Origin of the sequence: Streptomyces roseicoloratus (assembly GCF_004117935.1) — a bacterium.
Lineage (GTDB): Bacteria > Actinomycetota > Actinomycetes > Streptomycetales > Streptomycetaceae > Streptomyces > Streptomyces roseicoloratus.
The window spans coordinates 28,801-47,429 of the sequence record NZ_SDOY01000093.1; the positions used below are offsets into that span (position 1 = coordinate 28,801).

Consider the following 18,629-nt stretch of genomic DNA (forward strand, 5'->3'; position numbering starts at 1 on the left):
CGCCGCCGTCCCGCCCGTACGTGGTCCGTCCCTTCCCCGTCCCGTAGAAAGGCACGTCCGTGAACTACCGGGTCCAGCCCACCGCCCAGGTCGACGAGAAGGCCGTCGTCGGCGCCGGAAGCAGCGTGTGGGAGCTCGCGCAGATCCGCGAGGACGCCCGCCTCGGCGAGAACTGCGTGGTGGGCCGGGGTGCGTACGTCGGCCCCGGCGTGACCATGGGCGACAACTGCAAGCTGCAGAACTACGCCCTGGTGTACGAGCCCGCGGTGCTCGGCGACGGGGTCTTCGTCGGCCCGTCGGCGGTGCTCACCAACGACCACGACCCGCGGGCCGTCGATCCCGACGGCAGGCCGAAGCGGGGCGGCGACTGGGAGCCGGTCGCGGTGCGGATCGGCGACGGCGCGGCCGTCGGGGCGCGTGCGGTGTGCGTCGCCCCGGTGACCATCGGACGCTGGGCGCTCGTCGCGGCGGGTTCGGTGGTGACGTCCGACGTGCCCGACTTCGCCCTGGTGATGGGCGTCCCCGCACGGCAGGCGGGCTGGGTCGGGAAGGCGGGCGTGCGGCTCACCGCGCACCCGGAGCGCCCGGGTGTGTGGGAGTGCCCGGAGACGGGCGCCCTGTACGAGGAGCGGGACGGCCGGCTCACGGAGCACGGTGACGCGCGCTGATCCCCGCGGGCCGCGGCGCCGTGCCTTACGGGGCCTCCGCCCGGCGGCGGCGCCGTGCCGCCGCGGCCCGCTCGGTCCACAGGGCGCCCATGACTCCGGCCAGGGTGGCGAGCGCGCCCGTCCCCGCCACGGCGCGGGTGCGGTTGGGCGGCAGCGCGACCGTGCCGGGGCGGTTGACCAGGTCGACCGTGAGCAGGGTCGCGGCCGGCACCTTCTGCTCGGTCTGCAGGGCCTTCAGATGCCGACCGTAGACCTCGATGATCGTCTGCACCACGCGGTCGGCCTCCTCGGGCGCGGACTGCTCGGCCTCGACCTGCAGGGTCGGGATCGAGTAGTAGGGCGTGGCGCTGGTGCCGCTGTTGCGCGGTGTCAGCCGGTAACTTCCGTGTGCTCCGGCCGCCTCGAGCTCGGCGCGCCCGGCGGGCGACTGGAGGCGCTGGACCACCGCGTAGGAGACCATGGCCAGCGAGGGCTGGAGGTTGGTCAGCTGGTTGGGCTGGTTGTCGGTGCGGGGCGGCTTGACCACGAGCACCGCCGAGCTCTGGTAGCGCGGTGCCGGCCGCAGCGCCGGGTAGCAGGCGGCGCCGGTGACCAGCGCGGCGAGCAGCAGCACGTACCAGCGGCGCAGCAGCACGCGGGCGAGCCCCTCGGGCGTGAGCGCGTCACCGGCCGGGCCGGGCGCGTCGGTCGAGGCGGCGGCGGGCGCGGCGGCCGGTCCGGCCGTGCCCGCCGGGGCGGCGGTGACGGCGGTGCGGGCCGTGTTCTCGGGCGTCGGTTCCATCAGGACCGATACTGGCACCACCGAGGGGAACCGGGGGAGGGTTCGTGAGCATCGCCGAGATCTTCCGCGTGCTGGCCAGGCGTTGGTACGTGATGGTGCCGCTGACGCTGCTGAGCGTGCTCGCGGGCGGCTACCTGTACACGACGGTGCCCGTGACGTACGAGTCGCAGAGCCAGCTCGCGCTGCTCAACTCCAGCCGGGTGGCGAAGCCCGCCCCGAGTTACGGCAACACCCTGGCGTACGCGAGCGGTTCGCTGATCGGGACGGCCGACGTGCTGATCCGGGCCCTGCAGTCGGCGGAGACCGTGGAGGTGCTGCGCGGTCACGGCGTCACCGACGAGTACGCGGTCGACTTCGCCGCCGGGGCGGAGGGTCCGCTGCTCACCCTGACGGTCAAGGGCACCGACCGGCAGCGGGTGGTCGAGGAGACCAGGAAGCTCACGGACTTCGCGGCCGAGGAGCTGGAGGCGCTGCAGAAGCATGCCCGGGTTCCGGAGGGCTACTACGTGTCGTCGGCCCGGATCGTGCCGCCCCAGCAGCCGGTCTCGCAGCCCAAGTCCCGCTACCAGAAGGTCGCCGCGGTCGTCGTCCTCGGGGTGACCGGCGGCTTCCTGCTGTCGTTCGTCGTGGAGACCTGGGCGTCGGCGCGCCGCCGCGCCCGCGGTCTGCCGGGCCTCCTCGACGCTCCCCCGGTGCCCCGGCCCGGCGCGGGCCGGCTGCGGGTGCTGCTGACCCGGCCGCTGGACGCCACCGCCGTGCTGACCGGCTATCTGGCGCTCGCCCTGTTCCTGCCGTCCAATCTGGCCCTGCCGGCGCTGGGCGGCGCGGGCACGCCGGCGAACGTGTTCGCGCTGCTCGGTCTGTTCTGGTACCTGGCCACCTGGTGCGCGGGCCGCCTCTCCCCGGCGCCCGGCACCCGCCCGATGCGGCTGGTGATGCTGGTCCTCGCCCTCACTGTCCTGCTGTCGTACATCGCGAACCAGGACCGGATCAGCTCGCAGAAGGAGATCCTGGCGGCCGACCGGGGACTGATCGTGCTCCTGGTGTGGGTGTCGCTGGTGGTGCTGACCACGGCGGGGATCCAGGACCGCGAGCGGCTCGACGTGCTGCTGCGGCGGCTGGTGGTGATGGGGTCGGTGGTGGCCGCGCTGGGTCTGTACGACTTCTTCACCGGGACCAACATCGCCGACTCGCTGCGCATCCCGGGCCTCAACTCCAGTGTCGCGAGCGTCGCGGTCCTGGACCGCGGCTCGTTCACCCGGCCGCGCTCGCTCACGGCGCATCCGCTGGAGTTCAGCGGCATGCTGGCGATCCTGCTGCCGTTCGCGATCTGGTACGCCTTCGACCCGGCCCGGGCGCGGGTCGGCCGGTTCCGGCGCTGGGCGCCGGTGGTGCTGCTGGGCGGCGGCCTGCCGCTGACGGTGTCCCGTACGTCGATCGTCGGGATCGCGGTCGTGGTGCTGATCGTGGTGCCGCGCTGGAAGCCGCAGCGGCGCTGGACGGCGATCGGCATCCTGTTCGGAGCGGTGGCGGTGTTCAAGGTCCTGGTTCCGGGCCTGATCGGGACCATCACCGGACTGTTCTCGGGCAGCCTCAACAACGCCGACAGCAGCACGCAGGCCCGGACCATCAAGTACCCGAAGATCTACGAGTACTTCGTGCAGGATCCCGTCTTCGGCCGCGGCTTCGGCACGTTCACGCCGGAGCGCTACTTCTTCACCGACAACCAGTACCTGCTCACCCTCGCCGAGCTGGGTGCCGTGGGCGTCGGCTGTCTGCTGCTCCTGGGGCTCTCCGGGGTGCACAACGGCGGTTCGCTGCGGCGGCTCGCCCGGAGCGAGTCGGACCGGGAGCTGGGGCAGGCGTTCTTCGCCTCGGCGATGGTCGCCCTGGTGATCGGCGCCACCTTCGACACGCTGAGCTTCCCCATGTTCGCGGGCGTGTTCTTCCTGCTCCTGGGCGCGGGCGGGAGCTGTGTCGGCTTCGTACGGCGCGAGGCGGACGGGAAGCCCGTGACCGCCGGACCGTCCTCACCGCCCCCGTCGTCCGAGCCGTCCGGGCCGGCCGAGCCGTCCGAGCCGTCCGGGCCGGTGCCGCCCTCCGGGCCGGTGCCGCCGTCCGCCGCCGGGTCCCGCCGTACGTCCGGCACCGGCACCGGTCCCTCCTCTTCGTCTCGCCTCGTGGAGATCTGATGCACCGTCAAGACCTGGACGTGGGACGGCCCGTCGCCGTCGTCGTCGTCACGTGGAACAGCGCGGCCGTGCTGCCCGCCTTCCTCGACTCCCTGCCGGCCGGGATGAAGGGCCTCGACTGGCGGCTCGTCGTCGCCGACAACGACTCCTCGGACGGCACCGTCGCCCTGGTCCGAGAGCTCGCCCCGGAGGCGACGGTCGTGGAGACCGGTCGCAACGGCGGCTACGCCTTCGGCGTCAACGCGGCCCTGCGGGCCGCCGCGGCCTGGGAGGACGGCCACGGTGCCGTGCTCGTCTGCAACCCGGACGTCCGGATGGCCGAGGGCTGCGCGGGGACCCTGGTCGAGGCCCTGGGCTCGCCGCTGCCGGACGGCTCACGGGTCGGGATCGCGGTGCCGCTGCTGTACGAGGAGGACGGTGCCCTCATCCACTCGCTGCGCCGCGAGTCCAGCCTGAGCCGGGCGCTGGGCGAGGCGGTGATCGGCAACCGGCGGGCCGGCCGGATCCCCGCCCTGAGCGAGCTGGTGACCGCCCCCGCCGCCTACGCCACGCGGACCTGCGCGGACTGGGCCACGGGAGCGCTGATGGCGCTGTCCCGGGAGTGCGTGACGGCCTGCGGACCGTGGGACGAGTCGTTCTTCCTCTACTCGGAGGAGACCGAGTACTGCCTGCGCGCCCGTGACCTGGGGCTGCGGACCCGGCTCGAGCCGGCGGCCCGCGCCACCCACCTGGGCGGCGACTCGCGGGTGTCGCCGCGTCTGTGGTCGCTGCTCGTGACCAACCGGGTGCGGCTCTACCGGCGCCGCCACGGACCGGCGGCCACGGCGGCGTTCCGGGGCGCGGTGCTGCTGCGGGAGCTGTCCCGGGCGGCACTCGGCCGTCCGCCCGCCCGGGCGGCCGTCGGGGCGCTCCTGGGGGCCGCTCCGTCCCGCCGGGGCGGGTCTCAGTCGCGCCAGGAGGTGTAGAAGCTGCCGGGGTTCACCAGGTAGCGGACGGTGGGCCGGGGCAGGTGGACCACCCGGTGCGTGCGGGCGTAGCGGCGGACCAGCTCCCAGTCCTCGCGGGGCAGCACCTCGGGGGTGCGCCGGAGCCGGCTGAAGCGCAGGGCCGGGGTCCGGCGGGCGACGAAGGCGTTGGTGTCGAGGAAGGCCTCGTGCGCGGCCCTGCGCCGGTCGAAGGGCACCGACAGGACGTCCATGTCGGTGCCGTCCGGCCGCACCCGGCGCAGCGCCGTGTAGACGGCGTCGGGCCCGGCGGGCGCCTCCAGGGCGGCCAGGGCCTCCTGGAGGTGCTCGGGCTCCCACAGGTTGTCGTCGTCGAGGAAGGCGACGTACGCGGAGTCGGTGAGCCGGATGCCGACGTTGCGCACCACGCCCGCGACGCCGGTGTTGCGGGCGAGTGAGACCGCGAACAGTCGTGGATCGTCCGGGAGTTCCGGCAGACCGGCGCCGTCGTCGACGACGATGACGACCTGGTCGCGCACGGTCTGCGCCAGCGCCGACCCGACGGCCCGCAGCAGTGCCTCGGGCCGCCGGTGGGTGGCGATGACGGTCGCGACGCGCGCGGTGGGCCGCCGCCCGAGGTGCCGGGCGAGCCGGGAGGTCTCGGCGTCCTCGACGTGCCGCAGCCGGCGGGCCGTGGGCGCGAGCAGCACCTTGTTGCGCAGCTCGTACAGGACGAGCCAGCCGAAGAGCCGCTTCAGGAGCTCCCAGGGGGCTCTGAGCACTCGGCGCATCAGGGCCGGGTGCGGACGGCGGTGAGCGACTTGGTGAGCCCGGCCACCCGCTCGCCGAGGATCACCGACCGGGGGAAGAGGTGGCGCATCTCGGCCCGGGTGAGCAGCTCGATGTTGACGACGGCGTCCATGGCCTCCTCCGCGTTCGCGGGGCGGCTGTGGGTGAGCGGCCAGTGCCGGACGAGCCTGACCTGGGCGGCGAGCGGGAGGAACTGGAATCCGGGGGCCAGGAAGTGCGGTTCGACCGGGAAGTAGCGGTACGGGGTCTGCACCCAGTGCAGCGGGGCCAGCTTCTCGATGGCGGTGACGAAGCGGCGCCGCTGGCTCGGCCCGCCGACGTGCTCGATGGTCGAGTTGGAGACGACGAGGTCGAACTGGCCGAGCGCGTCCGGGACGTTCGGGTCGGTGACGTCGGCGATCTCGGCGCTGATCCAGTCCGGCAGCTCGGCGGGGTGCGCCTCCAGGTTCACCAGGTGCACGTGCCGGGGCCGGAGCGGGGAGCGCAGCCAGTTGTCCGCGGTGCCGCCGAGGTCCACCACCCGCATCTCCGAGATGGCCGGGAAACAGGAGCGGAAGCGCTCCCAGCGGGCCGCGCGGAATCGTTCGCCGAGCGAGTCGGGCGCGTCGACGAAACGGTTGCGGAGGGCACGGATGCCGGACATCGCATCAACCACCTGGAGTTCGGAAAGGCGGGGTGGGAACGCGGTCAACCGTAGTGCGCGATGAGGGGATTCATCAGGCGGATGCCCGGAACGCGGTCTCGCACTTTCAGCCTTCCGGCGCCGGTACGACCGGCGTGCCGTCCGCCATCCGGTTGCCCCGCCAGACGTTGCCCTTGCCTGCCGGGTTCCAGTAGGCGACGGCGCCGTACCTGCCGCCCGCGGGGTAGTACTGGGGCGAGAAGACGTTGTCGGTGACCTCGATGCCCGCGGAGTCCTTGCCGCCCGCGTAGAGCGTGTACGCGCCCCCCGCCAGCCAGTTGTCGTCGACGACGGTGTGGGTGACGGGCGCGCTGTCGGCGAAGAGTCCGATCGCGGCGGAGGCGCCTTGCTCGACGGGTGTCGGGTTGAGCAGCGTGTTGTGACGGATGATCAGTTTGCCCTTGCCGCCTCCGTTGCTGATCACGGCGTTGGTGTGCTGCCATTCGCCGTCCAGGTTCGTGAACGGCCTGATGTCGTGGACGTAGTTGTCGTGGATGTCGCCCTGCCCCATGGAGAGCGCGTCGCCGAAGACGGAGATGTCGCAGTGACCGATCTCGATCGAACTGGTGCTCATGTTGGACACGGCGTAGTCCGAACCTCCGTTGTTCGGGCCCTTGCCGGGGACGGCGGTGATGGTCGTGTACAGGATGCGCAGGCCGGAGAAGCCGGGACGCAGGTTGATGCCCCACCAGTTGGTGGAGGTGATCCGGCTGTCGATGACGGTGACATTGTTGGCGTAGATGTCGAGGGAACCGGTGATGTCCCAGCCGCGGATGACCGTGCCGTCGGTGCGGATGGCCGCGTTGCCGGTGCTCTGCGGCGTCAGGGTGGTGATCCGCGGCCCAGTGGTGGTCTCGTCGGGGTAGCCGCAGTCACGGGGGCGCGCGCAGCCCTTGGGCGCGGGCGGCTTGGCGTCGGCGGTTCCGGCTCCGGGAGCCCTGGAGGTCCCTGAGCCGGGCTCGGTGATGGCCCGCGGCTCGCACAGGGCCGCGCCACCCAGGCAGAGCGCCTTCTGGCCCAGGCCGGTGAAGGTGAACAGGGCGAAGAGCAGGACGGCGGCGAGCAGCGCCGCGCCGAGGGCCTTGCGGCGGCGGGGTCGGGCCAGGGGACTCACCTCATCGTTCACGGGCCGGGGCGGCCGGCCGCTGCTGTGCCGGTACGGACGGGACGGCGCCCGCCTCGTCCGCGGAGGGCGCGGCCTGGGCCGCCGGCGCTTCGGCGCCCCGGCGGCGTCGCCGGCCCGTTGCACCGCGCACCAGTGTGCGGCCGGGCAGCGCGCACACCGCGTAACACACGAGCCCGATGACACTCGTGGCCGACAGCGCGAGGAGTCCCTCGCCGAGGCGCCGGTGCAGGGCCACCAGGACGACGGCCATCACCAGGCCGCCGAGCACCGGGCGGACGCTGACCCGGACCAGTGCCCGGGTGGCGATGCCGCCGCGGCGCAGCGCCACCAGGAAGACGGGCAGCACGATCGCTCCGGCGACGACCACGTGGCCCGCGGCGACGGTGTCGATGCCTCCGGCCCGGGCGGCCAGGACCAGGACCGGCACGAGGGCGACCAGCCAGAGCCCCTGGATGAGCAGCAGCGAGCGGCGCCTGCCGACGGCGACCAGGCAGTCGTACGTGAGCTCGGCGGCGATCCTGGCCAGCCCGAGGGCCATCAGCCAGGGCAGTGCTGCGGCGGCGGGCCGCCACTTGGCGCCGTACACGAGCTCGATCAGCGGCCCGGCGAGCGCGCCGAGCAGCACGCAGGCGGGCACGGTGGCGGTCATCAGGACGCCCAGCGCACGGGCGAAGCCGTCGGACAGGGCCTTCGGCGAGTCGGCGAGCCGGGAGAAGCCCGCGAAGGACACCCGGCGGGCGGTCTCGGAGATGACCCGGACGGGCCACCCGGCCATGTTGAAGGCGAGCATGTAGTAGCCCAGGGCCACGTGTCCGAGGACCGCGCCGACGATCATCGCGTCCGCGTTGACCACGGCGAGAGACAGCATGCTGGCGCCGGCCAGCGGCAGACCGAACCGGAGCAGTGCCCGGGCCTGCTCACCGTCCCAGCCGAAGCGCAGCATGCCGGGGGCGGCGAGCGCGCAGCCGGCCAGGGCGACCGCGTTTCCGGCGACGGCGCCGCAGGCGAAGCTCATGGCGCCCCAGCCCTGGACGGCGAGCACCAGGGTCACGGAGGTGCTGACGACGAAGTTGAGGGCGTCGATGACCATCCGGCGGCCCTGGCGGAACTCCCGGGTGAGCACGCCGGCCGGCACCTGGGACAGACCGTCCAGGATGAGGCAGACGCACATCACCCGCAGCACGGCGGTCGCCTCGGGGGCGCCGAGCAGCGCGGCGACGGCCGGCGCGGCGGCGAACAGGGCCAGGTAGAGCAGACCGCTGGACAGGGCGCTAAGGGTCAGCACGGTGGGAGCGAACCGGCGGACGTCGCCTTCCCAGCGCACGACGGCGAGGGTGACGCCGAGCTCGTTGGCGGACAGCAGCACCATGAGGACCGTCTGGGCGACGCCGTAGACGCCCCAGGCGGCCGGGTCGAGCACGTAGCGCACCAGGACGATGCCGGTGGCGAAGTTGCCGAGCCGCATCACCATGGTGTTGACGAGGCTCCAGCGGGTCGCGGAGCGCACCTGGGTGCCGAGGGCGGCCGGGTCGGCCTCGGTGGTGTCGGTGCCCATCGGCTGCCGTCCCGTCACTTGACCCAGGACGGCGGCCGCTTGGCGGAGCGGCGTTCGGCGACGGGCAGGACGGGAAGCTGGACGGTGGGCTGGTCGGGCTGCTGCCCGCGGTCGCCGACGCCGGCGGACGCGTCGGTGTCGGGGGCGTCGGCCACGGCGGTGCGCGGGGCGGGGGCGGAGGGTGCGGGGGTGTGCGGGGCGGGGGGTGCGGGGGTGTGCGCGTCGGTGCCGGAGAGCAGGCCGTCCCGGAGGTCGCCGCCCAGGTCGGGCCGCTCGGTCCGGCCGGCGGGAACGTGCCGCCCTGATCCGCTGTCCTCCGCCTCGCCGGCCGCCGCCTCGGCACCGGGATCGACGGAGCCGGTCTCGGCGGACCCGGACTCGACGGACCCGGACTCGGCGGTCCCCGCCCGCCGGGGACCGCGGCGGCGGGCCTCGGCGAAGAAGGTCGCCACCAGGCTGAGCACGATGCCCAGGCCCGCGGCCATGACGAGGTACTGGACCTTGGACTTGAGCTGGGCCTGGGGGTCCTGCGGCGGGACGATCGTGGTGATCCTGATCATGGCGTCCGAGGCCACCGCCTGGTCGGCCTGGAGCTGCTTGAGCCGTTCGGACGTGAAGGCCATCAGCGTCCTGTTCCCCTTCAGGACCGCGTCCGCGTCCTCGCCGGTCACGGTGAGCCAGAGCAGCGGCCCCTGCGCGTTGTCCGCGATCTTGGCCTCGTACTTCAGGTCGAGACCGCGGGCCTTCAGTTCCGCCTTGGACGCGTCGGAGTTGACGTTGCGGGCGAGGCTGTCGGCCATGCCCGTCAGCGAGGGCTCCATGCTGAGGAAGGGATTGCCGTCCGCCTCCGTGCCCTTGCGGGAGTTGAGCATGGCGACGGTGCTCTGCGACTCGTACGAGACGGGCACGAGCAGCCAGGCCCCGGCCGTCAGACCCGCGGTGAGCAGCAGTCCGGGCACCAGGACGTACCACCGTCGGCACATGACCCGGAAGATCTCTGCGAGGTCCATGGCATTCCCCCTTGCGCGCCCCGATCGGCGGCTGCTCAACTGCCGTACCGCAGATGAGAATAGGTGGGATCGCGACAAGGTGTGAGCCCTTCGCGATCACCACGTGTGCGGCTCAGCGGTGGTCGGTCGGCCTGGGGCGGCTGCCCGCGGTCCCTCCTTCGAGCAGGACCCGGGCGATCCGTTCGCCCGCATGGCCGTCCCACAGCTCGGGGCGGCGGGGCGGCGGCGGGGACGCGAGCAGGCGGAGGGCGGTGGCGACGATCCGTTCCGGGTCGCGGCCGGCCAGGACGTTGGTGCCCTGCTCGACGGTGATCGGGCGTTCGGTGTTGTCCCGGAGCGTCACGCACGGCACGCCGAGGGCGGTGGTCTCCTCCTGGACTCCGCCCGAGTCGGTGAGCACGACCCGGGCGCCGGCCTGCAGGGCGATGAAGTCGAGGTAGCCGGCGGGCGGGACGAGCCGGATGCCGCCGGGGACGCCGAGGGCGTCGATCTTCTCGGCGGCCCTGGGATGGACGGGCAGGACGAGCGGGCAGTGCGCGGCGACCTCACCGAGCCCCTTGAGGAGCCCGGCGAGGACGTCGGGCTCGTCGACGTTGGCCGGCCGGTGCAGGGTGACGAGCCCGTACTCGCCCTGGGACAGGCCGAGTTCGGACAGGGTCCCGGATTCCCTGGCCCGGTCCAGGTTGGCGAACAGGGTGTCGATCATGACGTTGCCGACGACGTCGACCTGGTCGTCGTGGTATCCCTCGGCGCGCAGGTTCTCCGCGGCGTCCTCGGACGGGGCGAGCAGGTAGTCGCTGATCCGGTCGGTCGCCACCCGGTTGACCTCCTCGGGCATGGACCAGTCACGGCTGCGCAGCCCTGCCTCGACGTGGGCGAGCAGCGGACCGGCCTTGGCGGTGACGAGGGCGCAGGCGAGGGTGGAGTTGACGTCGCCGACCACCACCACCAGGTCGGGGGCGAGTTCTTCGACGAGCGGCTCGAAGGCGGCCATCACCCGCCCGGTCTGGGTGGCGTGGCTGCCGGAGCCGACGCCGAGGAGGTGGTCGGGCGGGCGCAGGCCGAGGTCGCGGAAGAAGACGTCGTTCATGGCCGGGTCGTAGTGCTGGCCGGTGTGGACCAGGACGGTCTCGGCGCCCCGGGCCTCCAGGGCGTCCATCACCGGTTTGATCTTCATGTAGTTGGGTCGCGCGCCCGCGACGCAGATGATCCGCATGGGGGTCAGAGCACCTCGATCCTGGGACCGCTCAGCCGGCGCCGGCAGTCGAGTACGTAGTCGGCGTGGGCCTCGACGAGCTCGTAGTCGAAGGCGTCGTGGTCGGTGAGGAGCACCACCGCGTCGGCGGCGGCGAGTTCGTCCTCGGTGAGCTCGACCCGGACCAGCCGGTTGTCGACCCGGTGGCCCTCGACCACGTGGGGGTCGGCGGCGCGGACCTCGGCGCCCATGTCGAGGAGGAGCTGGGAGATGCGCAGCGCGGGCGACTCGCGGGCGTCGCCGGTGTTCTTCTTGTAGGCGAGGCCGAGCAGCAGGATCCGGGAGCCGTTGACGGCGCGCTTGCGGGCGTTGAAGGCGCTGACCAGGCGCCGGGTGACGTAGTCGGGCATGTGGTTGTTGATGTCGTTGGCGAGCTCGACGAAGCGGAAGCTCTGGCCCAGCTCGCGCTGGACGCGCCAGGAGAGGTAGGAGGGGTCGATCGGCAGGCAGTGTCCGCCGACGCCGGGCCCCGGGGTGAAGCGCATGAAGCCGAAGGGCTTGCTGGAGGCGGCGTCGATGGCCTGCCACACGTCGATGTCGAGGTGGCGGGCGAACATCGCTATCTCGTTGACGAGGGCGATGTTGACGTGCCGGAAGGTGTTCTCCAGGAGCTTGGCGAGTTCGGCCTCCTTCGGCGAGCCCACCGGGACGGTGGTGTCCACCAGGCCGTCGTAGAAGTCCCGGACGGCCTTGAGGGAGGCGGCGTCCACGCCGGAGACGACCTTCGGGGTCTGCTCGAAGCCCCAGACCGGATTGCCGGGGTCGATCCGTTCCGGACTGTAGCCGAGGTGGAAGTCCGCACCGGCGACGAGCCCCGAGCCCTCTTCGAGGAGCGGGCCGAACAGCTCCTGGGTGGTGCCCGGGTACGTGGTCGACTCGAGGACGACGGTCGCGCCGGGGCGCAGGTAGCGGGCCAGGGTGCGGGCGGACTCCTCGATGTAGCGCAGGTCGGGCGTGCCCTCGTGCAGCGGGGTGGGCACGGTGACGACGGCGACGTCGAAGCCGCCGCAGTCCCGCACGGAGTCGCTGGCGCGGTAGCGTCCGGCCTCGGTGGCGGCGCGGATGCGCTCCGAGGAGACGTCCTCGACGTACGACTCGCCCGCGGCGAGGCTCTTGACCCGCTCGGCGTCCACGTCGTACCCGATGACCTCGTGTCCGGTCTCGGCGGCCCGGATGGCGAGGGGCAGACCGACGTATCCCTGTCCGACGACGACGACGCGCATCACGACTCCCTGCTCGCGGTGCTGATGGAGGGTGTACGGCGGAGCAGCTCCCGTCCCGTCATGAGGGCGAAGGAGACGTTGGTGGTGAGGTAGCGGCGGCCGAGCCGGCGCGGTTCCTGGAGGGTGCGGTAGAGCCATTCGAGGCCGAGTCGCTGCCAGCGCTCCGGGGCGCGGCGGGTGATTCCGGCGAGGATGTCGAAGGAGCCGCCGACGCCGTGGACGAGCGCGACCTTGCTCCGGTCGCCGTAACCGGCGGTGAAGATCTCCTTCTTGGGCGAGGTCATGCCGAGGAACAGCATGTCGGCGCCGCTCTCGGCGATGGCATCGGCCACGGCGGGCTGTTCGCCGTCGTCGAAGTAGCCGTTGCGGCTGCCGGCGACGCGCAGGCCGGGGAAGCGGACGGCGACCCGGCGCAGCATCCGCTCCAGGACCTCCTGCCGGGCGCCCAGGAAGTAGACCGAGAGCCCTTCGCGTTCCGCCTCGGCGAGCAGACGCATGAACAGGTCGATGCCGGCGACGCGTTCGGGCAGCGGGCGGCGCAGCAGCCGGCCGGCCCAGACGACGGCCTGGCCGTCGGCGAGGACCAGGTCGCAGCCGGCGACGGCCCGGGCGAGGGCGGGGTCGCGGCGCATGTTGACCAGCTTGGCGGCGTTGACGACGCCGATCTCGAGGCGCTCGCCCGCCCTGACGGTGGCGAGGCAGCGGGCCACGGTCTGGTCCATGGTGAGGGCGTCGATCGTGACGCCGAAGAGGTTCTGCCGCACCGTCATCTCGCCTCACCCGCCTCGTCGGCGGCTGCCGCGCCGTCGGCGGCTGCCGCGCGGTCGGTGGCGCCGGCAGCAGCGGTGGCACCGCTGTCGGTGCCGTCACCGGTCGCGCCGGACGAGCCGGAGGACGCGGCCGCGCCGGAAGACGCGGCCGCGCCGGAAGACGCGGCCGCGCCGGAAGACGCGGCCGCGCCGGAAGACGCGGCCGCGCCGGAACTCGCCGAATCGTCGGTCGAGTTCAGCGAGCCCAGCCAGGCGAAGAGCATCCAGCCGAACTCGTACGGCCGGCACTCGCGGTCCACCGTGTCGGGGCGGAACAGCGCGTCGAGCGGTCCCAGCCGCAACCCCGGCAGGAACCGGGTGCTCAGACCGCGGGCGGCGCGGACGGCCTTCTTCGGGTCGCCGCGGTACACCTTGCGCCAGGTCACGCCGAGTTCGTCGAGGATCATCGGTTCGACGGCGCCCGCCCGGGCGAGTTCGGGCACCTCGGTCATCCAGCGCAGGCCCCGGCGGATCGGCTCGGCGAAGTCCGTGCCGCCCGCCTCGGCGAGGTCGAGCAGCGCGGTGGGGGCCATGGCGTGCTGGTGCACGCTGTAGACCGGGTAGCCCTCGACGACGGTGCCGCGCCGGGCGTCGTAGTGCCACCACCACTGGCCGCCGTCGCCCTGGAGGGCGCAGATGCGGGTGGCGCAGGCGTCGGCGGCGGCCAGCGCCCGCGGGTCGTCGCCGCTCGCGTGGACGCGGGCGAGGGCCTGCAGCGGGTACGTCTGGTCGGCGAAGCAGCCGATGTGGGCGCGGTACCAGGGGGTGAGTCCGGGCCCGGTGGCGTGCGGGAAGAGCGGGCTGCCGCCGGTCCTGGCGCGCAGCAGGCGGTCGCGGGCGGCGGCGAGCCGCTGCTCCACGTCGAGGGTGTCGCGGGCGGCGGCGAGCGCGGACAGCACCCAGGCGGCCTCGACGGTGTACTGGGGCTTTCCGGGCGGGTCGAGGGCGGCGACGCGGTCGAGGGCGTCCGAGAGCTTCGGGTGGCCGGTCTCGGCGGCGGCCCAGGCGACGAGTGCGGCGTCGCCGAGGTTGCGCACGCCGGGCAGCCGCTCGACGAGCAGGCCGGTGAACTCCTCGGCGGTGCGGCCGCCGAGGACCGCGCGCTGCCGGTCGGCGGGCAGGAAGCGTGCGCCGAGCGCGGTGATCGCCGCGTAGCGGATGCCGGTGCCGCGCTGTTCCAGGGTCCAGGAGCCGTCGCCCGCGGGGCGTCCGGCGCGGGTGAAGACGAAGCCGGAGCCGTCCGGCGTGAGCATGCGGGGCAGCCCCCGCTCGGCCAGGGCGAGCAGCCGGGTGGCGAGGTCGTGGAGCGGTCGGTCCGCTCGGGCGAGTGCGGTCATCCGTGAACTGCGTGGAATGTCGGGTGTGTTGGCAGGACGAACTGACACACCCACCCCCCTCGGGTCGGTACCGGACCAGAGCGGCTGGTCCGGATCGGCTACGGAACGGCCCGCCGTCGACGGGCCGTTGTGATGCGTGCTGGCGAGACGTCGGGTGTCCGGCGGCGGGACGGCCGACGGAGTGGGGACGACATCACGGCGGACCGGGGGGCACTCCTCAGGACCCCTCGGCGTCGCCGTGCCCGCGCGACGGCGCTACTGCCCGGCGGATTCCCGGTCCCCGGGCGCGTCGACGCGCGATCGGACCCGGTACCGACGGTCCCGGGCATGGTGAGCATGCCGATGAAGACAGGCGGCGGCGAAGCGACGGCGCTTCGGCCTCCTGTCGGTGAAATCCCCCACAACACCCCCCGGGCACAGCGGTCGACAGCTCGAACGTTGTGCTCAACTCGCAGCGTACAACGGGAAGATAGGCGCACAACACGGCGATGTTGAGGCCTTTCGCGGAATTGGTGGCAAGCGGTCGCGAAGCCGCCCCGATCCTGCCGTTCCGCCGGGTCCCAGCGGTTACAGTGGGCGCGCGTCCACCCGCTCGACGAGGCTGGAGTCCCTGCCCGTGTACCTGGCCGACCGCTCCACCCCGCAGGGGGCGACCGACACGCCGGACCGCGTCCGCGGCACGGTCCGGGCGGTCTCCCCGACCGTCCTCGCGCTCGGCACGGTCAGTCTGGTCACCGACGTGTCCAGCGAGATGGTGACCGCCGTCCTGCCGCTGTACCTGGTGATGGGACTCGGTCTGAGCCCGCTGGGCTTCGGCATGCTCGACGGCGTGCAGAACGGGGTGAGCGCCCTCGTCCAGCTCACCGGCGGCCACCTCGCCGACCGGGTGCGGAACCACAAGCTGGTGGCGGGGATCGGCTACGGCCTGTCGGCGCTGTGCAAGCCGCTGCTGCTCGTCGGCAGTCTCGGCGCGCTGGGCGCCGCCCTCGCCCTCGACCGTGTGGGCAAGGGCCTGCGCACGGCGCCGCGCGACGCCCTGATCTCGCTGTCCGCGCCGCCGGACCGGCAGGGCAGGGCCTTCGGCGTGCACCGGGCGATGGACACCACGGGAGCGCTGCTCGGTCCGGTGCTCGCGTTCCTCATCCTCGGTGTGGCGGCGGGCGGTTACGACGCGGTGTTCGCGGTCAGCGGGTGCGTGGCCGCGCTCGGCGTGCTGGTGCTGCTGCTCTTCGTACCGGGCAGGAGGCAGGCACCGGCCCCGCCGCCGGCATCGGTGCCGGAAGCGGTATCGGTGCCGAATCCGGTATCGGGCGCGCCGGAGGACCGGCCGGTGCCGGAGGCGAGGGCCGATCTGCGGGCGGCGTTCGGTCTGTTGCGGACGCGGCGGCTGCGGGTGCTGTTCGGCTGTGCGGTGCTGCTCGGCCTCACGACCGTCAGCGACGCCTTCCTCTATCTGCTGGTGCAGCGCCGTACCGGCGTCGACGAGCAGCTGTTCCCGCTGCTCCCGCTGGGCACCGCGACGGTGTTCCTGCTGCTCGCGCTGCCGCTGGGGCGGCTCGCCGACCGGATCGGGCGGCGCGCGGTGTTCCTCGCCGGACACGCCGGACTGCTGGTCGCGTACGGCCTGCTGCTGTGGGCGCCCGCGACGCCGGCCCTGCCGTACCTGGTCCTCGTCCTGCACGGCGCCTTCTACGCGGCGACCGACGGCGTGCTTCCGGCGGCGGTGGCCGCGGTGGTGCCCGAGCGGCTGCGCGCCAGCGGCATCGCCCTGGTCGGCACCGGCCAGGCGCTGGCCCGCTTCTGCTGTTCCCTGGCCTTCGGCGCCGCGTGGGCCGCGTGGGGCGACGGTCCGGCGCTGGCCGCGGCGGCCGCCGGTCTCGCCTGCTGTGCGGCGGCCTGCGGCGTCGCCCTGCGTCCCACGCCCACCACCGGAGTTCCGCGATGACCCTCACCCCGACGCGCCGTCTGCTGATCCTCGCCGTGGGGGTACTGCTCCTCGGCGGCGTCGGCGCCTGGTCCGTGCTGTCCGCCGCCGGCCGGGCGGCGGAGGAGAACAGGCCCCGGCCGGGCGGTCCCGCGTTCACGGCCGGGAAGGTGGACCTGGGCGAGCCGGGCCGGCTGGTGTTCCGCAACACGGCGGCCGGACCGCACCGCGACCGGCTGGTCTCCGTCCCCGCCGACGGACGGGACGGCGGCCCCGCGGGCGCCGTGCGCACCGCGACGGACGTCAGCTGTCTGCGCTTCCACTCCGCCGCGGGCACCGGGGTCTGCCTGCAGGCCCACACGGTGCTCGGCCGGCCCGCCTACCAGGCCCGGGTCCTCGACTCGGGCCTGCGCACCCTGAAGACGTATCCGCTCGCCGGGATCCCGAGCCGGGCCCGGGTCTCCCCCAGCGGCAGGCTGGCCGCCTGGACGGTGTTCGTGAAGGGCGAGTCGTACGGCACGGCCTTCTTCTCGACCCGTACCGCGATCCTCGACACCCGCGGCTGGAAGCTCGCCGCGAACATGGAGGAGTTCGCGATCACGCTGGACGGCCGGCCGTACCGCAACGAGGACGTCAACTTCTGGGGCGTCACCTTCGCCGGTGACGACGACACCTTCTACGCGACTCTGGCCACCGGCGACGAGACCTATCTGGTCCGCGGCTCCGTCGCGCGGCGCGCGGTCACCACTCTGACCCGCAACGTCGAGTGCCCGTCCCTCTCCCCCGACGGCACCCGCGTCGCGTACAAGAAGCGGGTGATGGGCCGGACCGCGCTGTGGCGGGAGCACGTCCTCGACGTGCGCACCCTGGAGTCCACGCCGCTCGCCGAGCGCCGCAGCGTCGACGACCAGGCCGTCTGGCTCGACGACGGCACCCTCGCGTACGCGCTGCCCGCCGACTCCCGGGCCGGCTCCGACGACGTCTGGACCGTCCCGGCCGACGGCTCGGGCGCGCCGGAGGTGCTGCTGGAGGACGGTCAGGCGCCGCCGGCGCCCGCGCGGGCCGGCTGAGCCTGGTCACGGCGCAAACGACACGCCCGCAAACCTTCACGAGAACCACCTGCCCGGTCCCGGCGTCCTGCTCTACGGTGCAATCAGGCCACCGAGTACCGGGGAGGGGTCGTGGATCAGCCAGGGGCGGCGGCGCTCGCGGAACGGATCGCCGATCGGAGAAGGGGCGGCGACGACCCGCGCGCGCTGGTCGGCGAGATGCGCCGCTCGGTCCTGCTCGTGCCGGTGGCCGACGGCGGGCTCTGGTCGGTGCGGGCCGGCGGCGTGCGCTGGATCTGCGGGTTCACCGACGAGACGGCGCTGGCCCGGTTCGCCCTGCGGCACGGGCCCGGTGACCGGGCCGTGGACTACGCGGCGCTGCTCGGCGCGCGGATCGTCGACGAGATCGTGCCGTCCCTCGGAGAACCGGCGGGCCTCGCGGTCGACATCGCCACGGAGGACGGTGCGATGTTCTTCCCGCCGGTCGTCGGCATCGTCCCGGACGAGGTCGCGGTGGACGCGCCCGCGGCGGACGCGCGGCCGGGAGACGTACGGCCGGCGGGTGGACGGGCGGCGGACGGGCGCCCGGCGGCGGAGGGGGACGGTCGTGAGCGGTGACGGTGCGGACCTCCAGCTCGACAAGGCGTCGGTCGCCAAGTTCACCCAGGGTGTCGGCGCGACCATCGACCAGCTCGGCGATCTCGGCGGCGCCACCGGTTCGGTCATGGGCAAGGGCTTCTCTGAGCTCGCCATGACGGGCATGGAGGCCGGCCACCACGGCCTGTCCGTCGACTTCGAGGACTTCTGCGAGCGCTGGGAGTGGGGCGTGCGCGCCCTCGTGCGGGACGCGAGCGGGCTGGCGAACCGGCTCGGCCTGGCGGCGGGCACCCAGTGGGAGCACGACCAGTACGTCGCGGGCACGCTCAAGGTGGGCGCCAACTCGATCATGGGCGGCAATCCGCACGCGAGCGAGGAGGAGATCGCCAAGCAGGGCTGGGGCGACATCCTCACCCCGGACTACCTGAACCCGGACTGGAGTCCCGAGTCCTTCGAGAAGGCCGGCCAGGAGATGGGCCAGACGTGGAAGGACACCGGGCGCACGGTGCTGACCGAGGGCCAGGGCGGTGAGCGGTCGCGGATCCTCAACGAGCTCCTCGGGGTGTCCGACGACCAGTGGAACCAGGCGCTCGACGACACCTTCGGCCCGTCGCCGGAGGAGCGTGCGAAGCAGCAGGAGCGGCAGTCCGGGTCCGGGGGTGAGTGA

General features: G+C 73.5%; 17 protein-coding genes. 7 read left to right on the forward strand and 10 right to left on the reverse strand.

Annotated elements, in window-relative coordinates; all coding sequences use genetic code 11:
- Positions 1-59 precede the first annotated feature (59 nt).
- Positions 60-668 (forward strand): acyltransferase, encoded by a 609-nt coding sequence (locus ESG85_RS09805; protein ID WP_128977677.1) that lies wholly within the window; start codon positions 60-62, stop codon positions 666-668.
- Between the two features lie 25 nt (positions 669-693).
- Here the strand turns inward: ESG85_RS09805 and ESG85_RS09810 are convergent, their stop codons facing one another.
- Positions 694-1,449, reverse strand: a complete 756-nt coding sequence (locus tag ESG85_RS09810) for a GumC domain-containing protein (protein WP_246094906.1) — start codon at positions 1,447-1,449, stop codon at positions 694-696.
- Positions 1,450-1,493: 44 nt separating this feature from the next.
- On the opposite strand from ESG85_RS09810, the gene ESG85_RS09815 reads away from it, so the two are divergent.
- Complete coding sequence (locus tag ESG85_RS09815; protein ID WP_219825172.1) at positions 1,494-3,641, forward strand: O-antigen ligase family protein; 2,148 nt, start codon at positions 1,494-1,496, stop codon at positions 3,639-3,641.
- On the forward strand, positions 3,641-4,606 hold the full coding sequence (locus ESG85_RS09820) for a glycosyltransferase (protein ID WP_128977678.1): 966 nt from the start codon (positions 3,641-3,643) through the stop codon (positions 4,604-4,606). Before ESG85_RS09815 ends, ESG85_RS09820 begins: the two co-directional genes overlap by 1 nt.
- Here the strand turns inward: ESG85_RS09820 and ESG85_RS09825 are convergent.
- From ESG85_RS09825 to ESG85_RS09865, 9 genes are all read right to left on the reverse strand, one after another.
- Positions 4,585-5,376 (reverse strand): glycosyltransferase family 2 protein, encoded by a 792-nt coding sequence (locus tag ESG85_RS09825; protein ID WP_128977679.1) that lies wholly within the window; start codon positions 5,374-5,376, stop codon positions 4,585-4,587. The genes ESG85_RS09820 and ESG85_RS09825 overlap by 22 nt on opposite strands.
- Entirely contained in the window at positions 5,376-6,038 is a 663-nt protein-coding gene (locus tag ESG85_RS09830) for a class I SAM-dependent methyltransferase (RefSeq protein WP_128977680.1), read from the reverse strand. The genes ESG85_RS09825 and ESG85_RS09830 overlap by 1 nt, the downstream gene beginning before the upstream one ends.
- Positions 6,039-6,144: 106 nt before the next feature.
- Positions 6,145-7,191: a right-handed parallel beta-helix repeat-containing protein gene (locus ESG85_RS09835; RefSeq protein ID WP_164986210.1), complete on the reverse strand. Its 1,047-nt coding sequence runs from the start codon at positions 7,189-7,191 to the stop codon at positions 6,145-6,147.
- 1 nt (position 7,192) lies between these two features.
- Positions 7,193-8,776 carry an oligosaccharide flippase family protein gene (locus tag ESG85_RS09840; RefSeq protein WP_246094907.1) on the reverse strand — a complete coding sequence of 528 codons (1,584 nt, stop codon included), beginning with the start codon at positions 8,774-8,776 and terminating at the stop codon, positions 7,193-7,195.
- A complete protein-coding gene (locus tag ESG85_RS09845) occupies positions 8,773-9,768 on the reverse strand; it encodes a YveK family protein (RefSeq protein WP_128977682.1) in 996 nt (331 codons plus the stop codon). The genes ESG85_RS09840 and ESG85_RS09845 overlap by 4 nt, the downstream gene beginning before the upstream one ends.
- 112 nt (positions 9,769-9,880) lie before the next feature.
- A complete protein-coding gene (gene wecB / locus ESG85_RS09850; RefSeq protein ID WP_128977683.1) occupies positions 9,881-10,984 on the reverse strand; it encodes a non-hydrolyzing UDP-N-acetylglucosamine 2-epimerase in 1,104 nt (367 codons plus the stop codon).
- A 5-nt stretch (positions 10,985-10,989) separates the two neighbouring features.
- Positions 10,990-12,246: a nucleotide sugar dehydrogenase gene (locus tag ESG85_RS09855; protein WP_128977684.1), complete on the reverse strand. Its 1,257-nt coding sequence runs from the start codon at positions 12,244-12,246 to the stop codon at positions 10,990-10,992.
- Positions 12,246-13,016: a WecB/TagA/CpsF family glycosyltransferase gene (locus ESG85_RS09860; RefSeq protein ID WP_128977685.1), complete on the reverse strand. Its 771-nt coding sequence runs from the start codon at positions 13,014-13,016 to the stop codon at positions 12,246-12,248. The genes ESG85_RS09855 and ESG85_RS09860 overlap by 1 nt, the downstream gene beginning before the upstream one ends.
- Positions 13,013-14,392 carry a hypothetical protein gene (locus ESG85_RS09865; protein ID WP_246094908.1) on the reverse strand — a complete coding sequence of 460 codons (1,380 nt, stop codon included), beginning with the start codon at positions 14,390-14,392 and terminating at the stop codon, positions 13,013-13,015. Before ESG85_RS09865 ends, ESG85_RS09860 begins: the two co-directional genes overlap by 4 nt.
- A gap of 616 nt (positions 14,393-15,008) precedes the next feature.
- Here ESG85_RS09865 and ESG85_RS09870 point away from each other — a divergent pair.
- The 4 genes from ESG85_RS09870 (at position 15,009) to ESG85_RS09885 (ending at position 18,629) form a co-directional block, all read left to right on the forward strand.
- Positions 15,009-16,337: an MFS transporter gene (locus ESG85_RS09870; RefSeq protein ID WP_128977686.1), complete on the forward strand. Its 1,329-nt coding sequence runs from the start codon at positions 15,009-15,011 to the stop codon at positions 16,335-16,337.
- Positions 16,334-17,386, forward strand: coding sequence for a TolB family protein (locus ESG85_RS09875; RefSeq protein ID WP_128977687.1), 1,053 nt, complete (start codon positions 16,334-16,336; stop codon positions 17,384-17,386). Before ESG85_RS09870 ends, ESG85_RS09875 begins: the two co-directional genes overlap by 4 nt.
- 111 nt (positions 17,387-17,497) lie before the next feature.
- A complete protein-coding gene (locus ESG85_RS09880) occupies positions 17,498-17,983 on the forward strand; it encodes a hypothetical protein (RefSeq protein ID WP_246094909.1) in 486 nt (161 codons plus the stop codon).
- A complete protein-coding gene (locus tag ESG85_RS09885) occupies positions 17,973-18,629 on the forward strand; it encodes a hypothetical protein (RefSeq protein ID WP_128977688.1) in 657 nt (218 codons plus the stop codon). The genes ESG85_RS09880 and ESG85_RS09885 overlap by 11 nt, the downstream gene beginning before the upstream one ends.

Bases quoted from the DNA above. Each gene is read 5' to 3' on its own strand.
- ESG85_RS09810 (WP_246094906.1), bottom strand. From the start codon at position 1,449: ATGGAACCGACGCCCGAGAACACGGCCCGCACCGCCGTCACCGCCGCC.
- ESG85_RS09820 (WP_128977678.1), top strand. From the start codon at position 3,641: ATGCACCGTCAAGACCTGGACGTGGGACGGCCCGTCGCCGTCGTCGTC.
- ESG85_RS09825 (WP_128977679.1), bottom strand. From the start codon at position 5,376: ATGCGCCGAGTGCTCAGAGCCCCCTGGGAGCTCCTGAAGCGGCTCTTC.
- ESG85_RS09830 (WP_128977680.1), bottom strand. From the start codon at position 6,038: ATGTCCGGCATCCGTGCCCTCCGCAACCGTTTCGTCGACGCGCCCGAC.
- ESG85_RS09845 (WP_128977682.1), bottom strand. From the start codon at position 9,768: ATGGACCTCGCAGAGATCTTCCGGGTCATGTGCCGACGGTGGTACGTC.
- wecB (WP_128977683.1), bottom strand. From the start codon at position 10,984: ATGCGGATCATCTGCGTCGCGGGCGCGCGACCCAACTACATGAAGATC.
- ESG85_RS09855 (WP_128977684.1), bottom strand. From the start codon at position 12,246: ATGCGCGTCGTCGTCGTCGGACAGGGATACGTCGGTCTGCCCCTCGCC.
- ESG85_RS09860 (WP_128977685.1), bottom strand. From the start codon at position 13,016: ATGACGGTGCGGCAGAACCTCTTCGGCGTCACGATCGACGCCCTCACC.
- ESG85_RS09865 (WP_246094908.1), bottom strand. From the start codon at position 14,392: ATGACCGCACTCGCCCGAGCGGACCGACCGCTCCACGACCTCGCCACC.
- ESG85_RS09875 (WP_128977687.1), top strand. From the start codon at position 16,334: ATGACCCTCACCCCGACGCGCCGTCTGCTGATCCTCGCCGTGGGGGTA.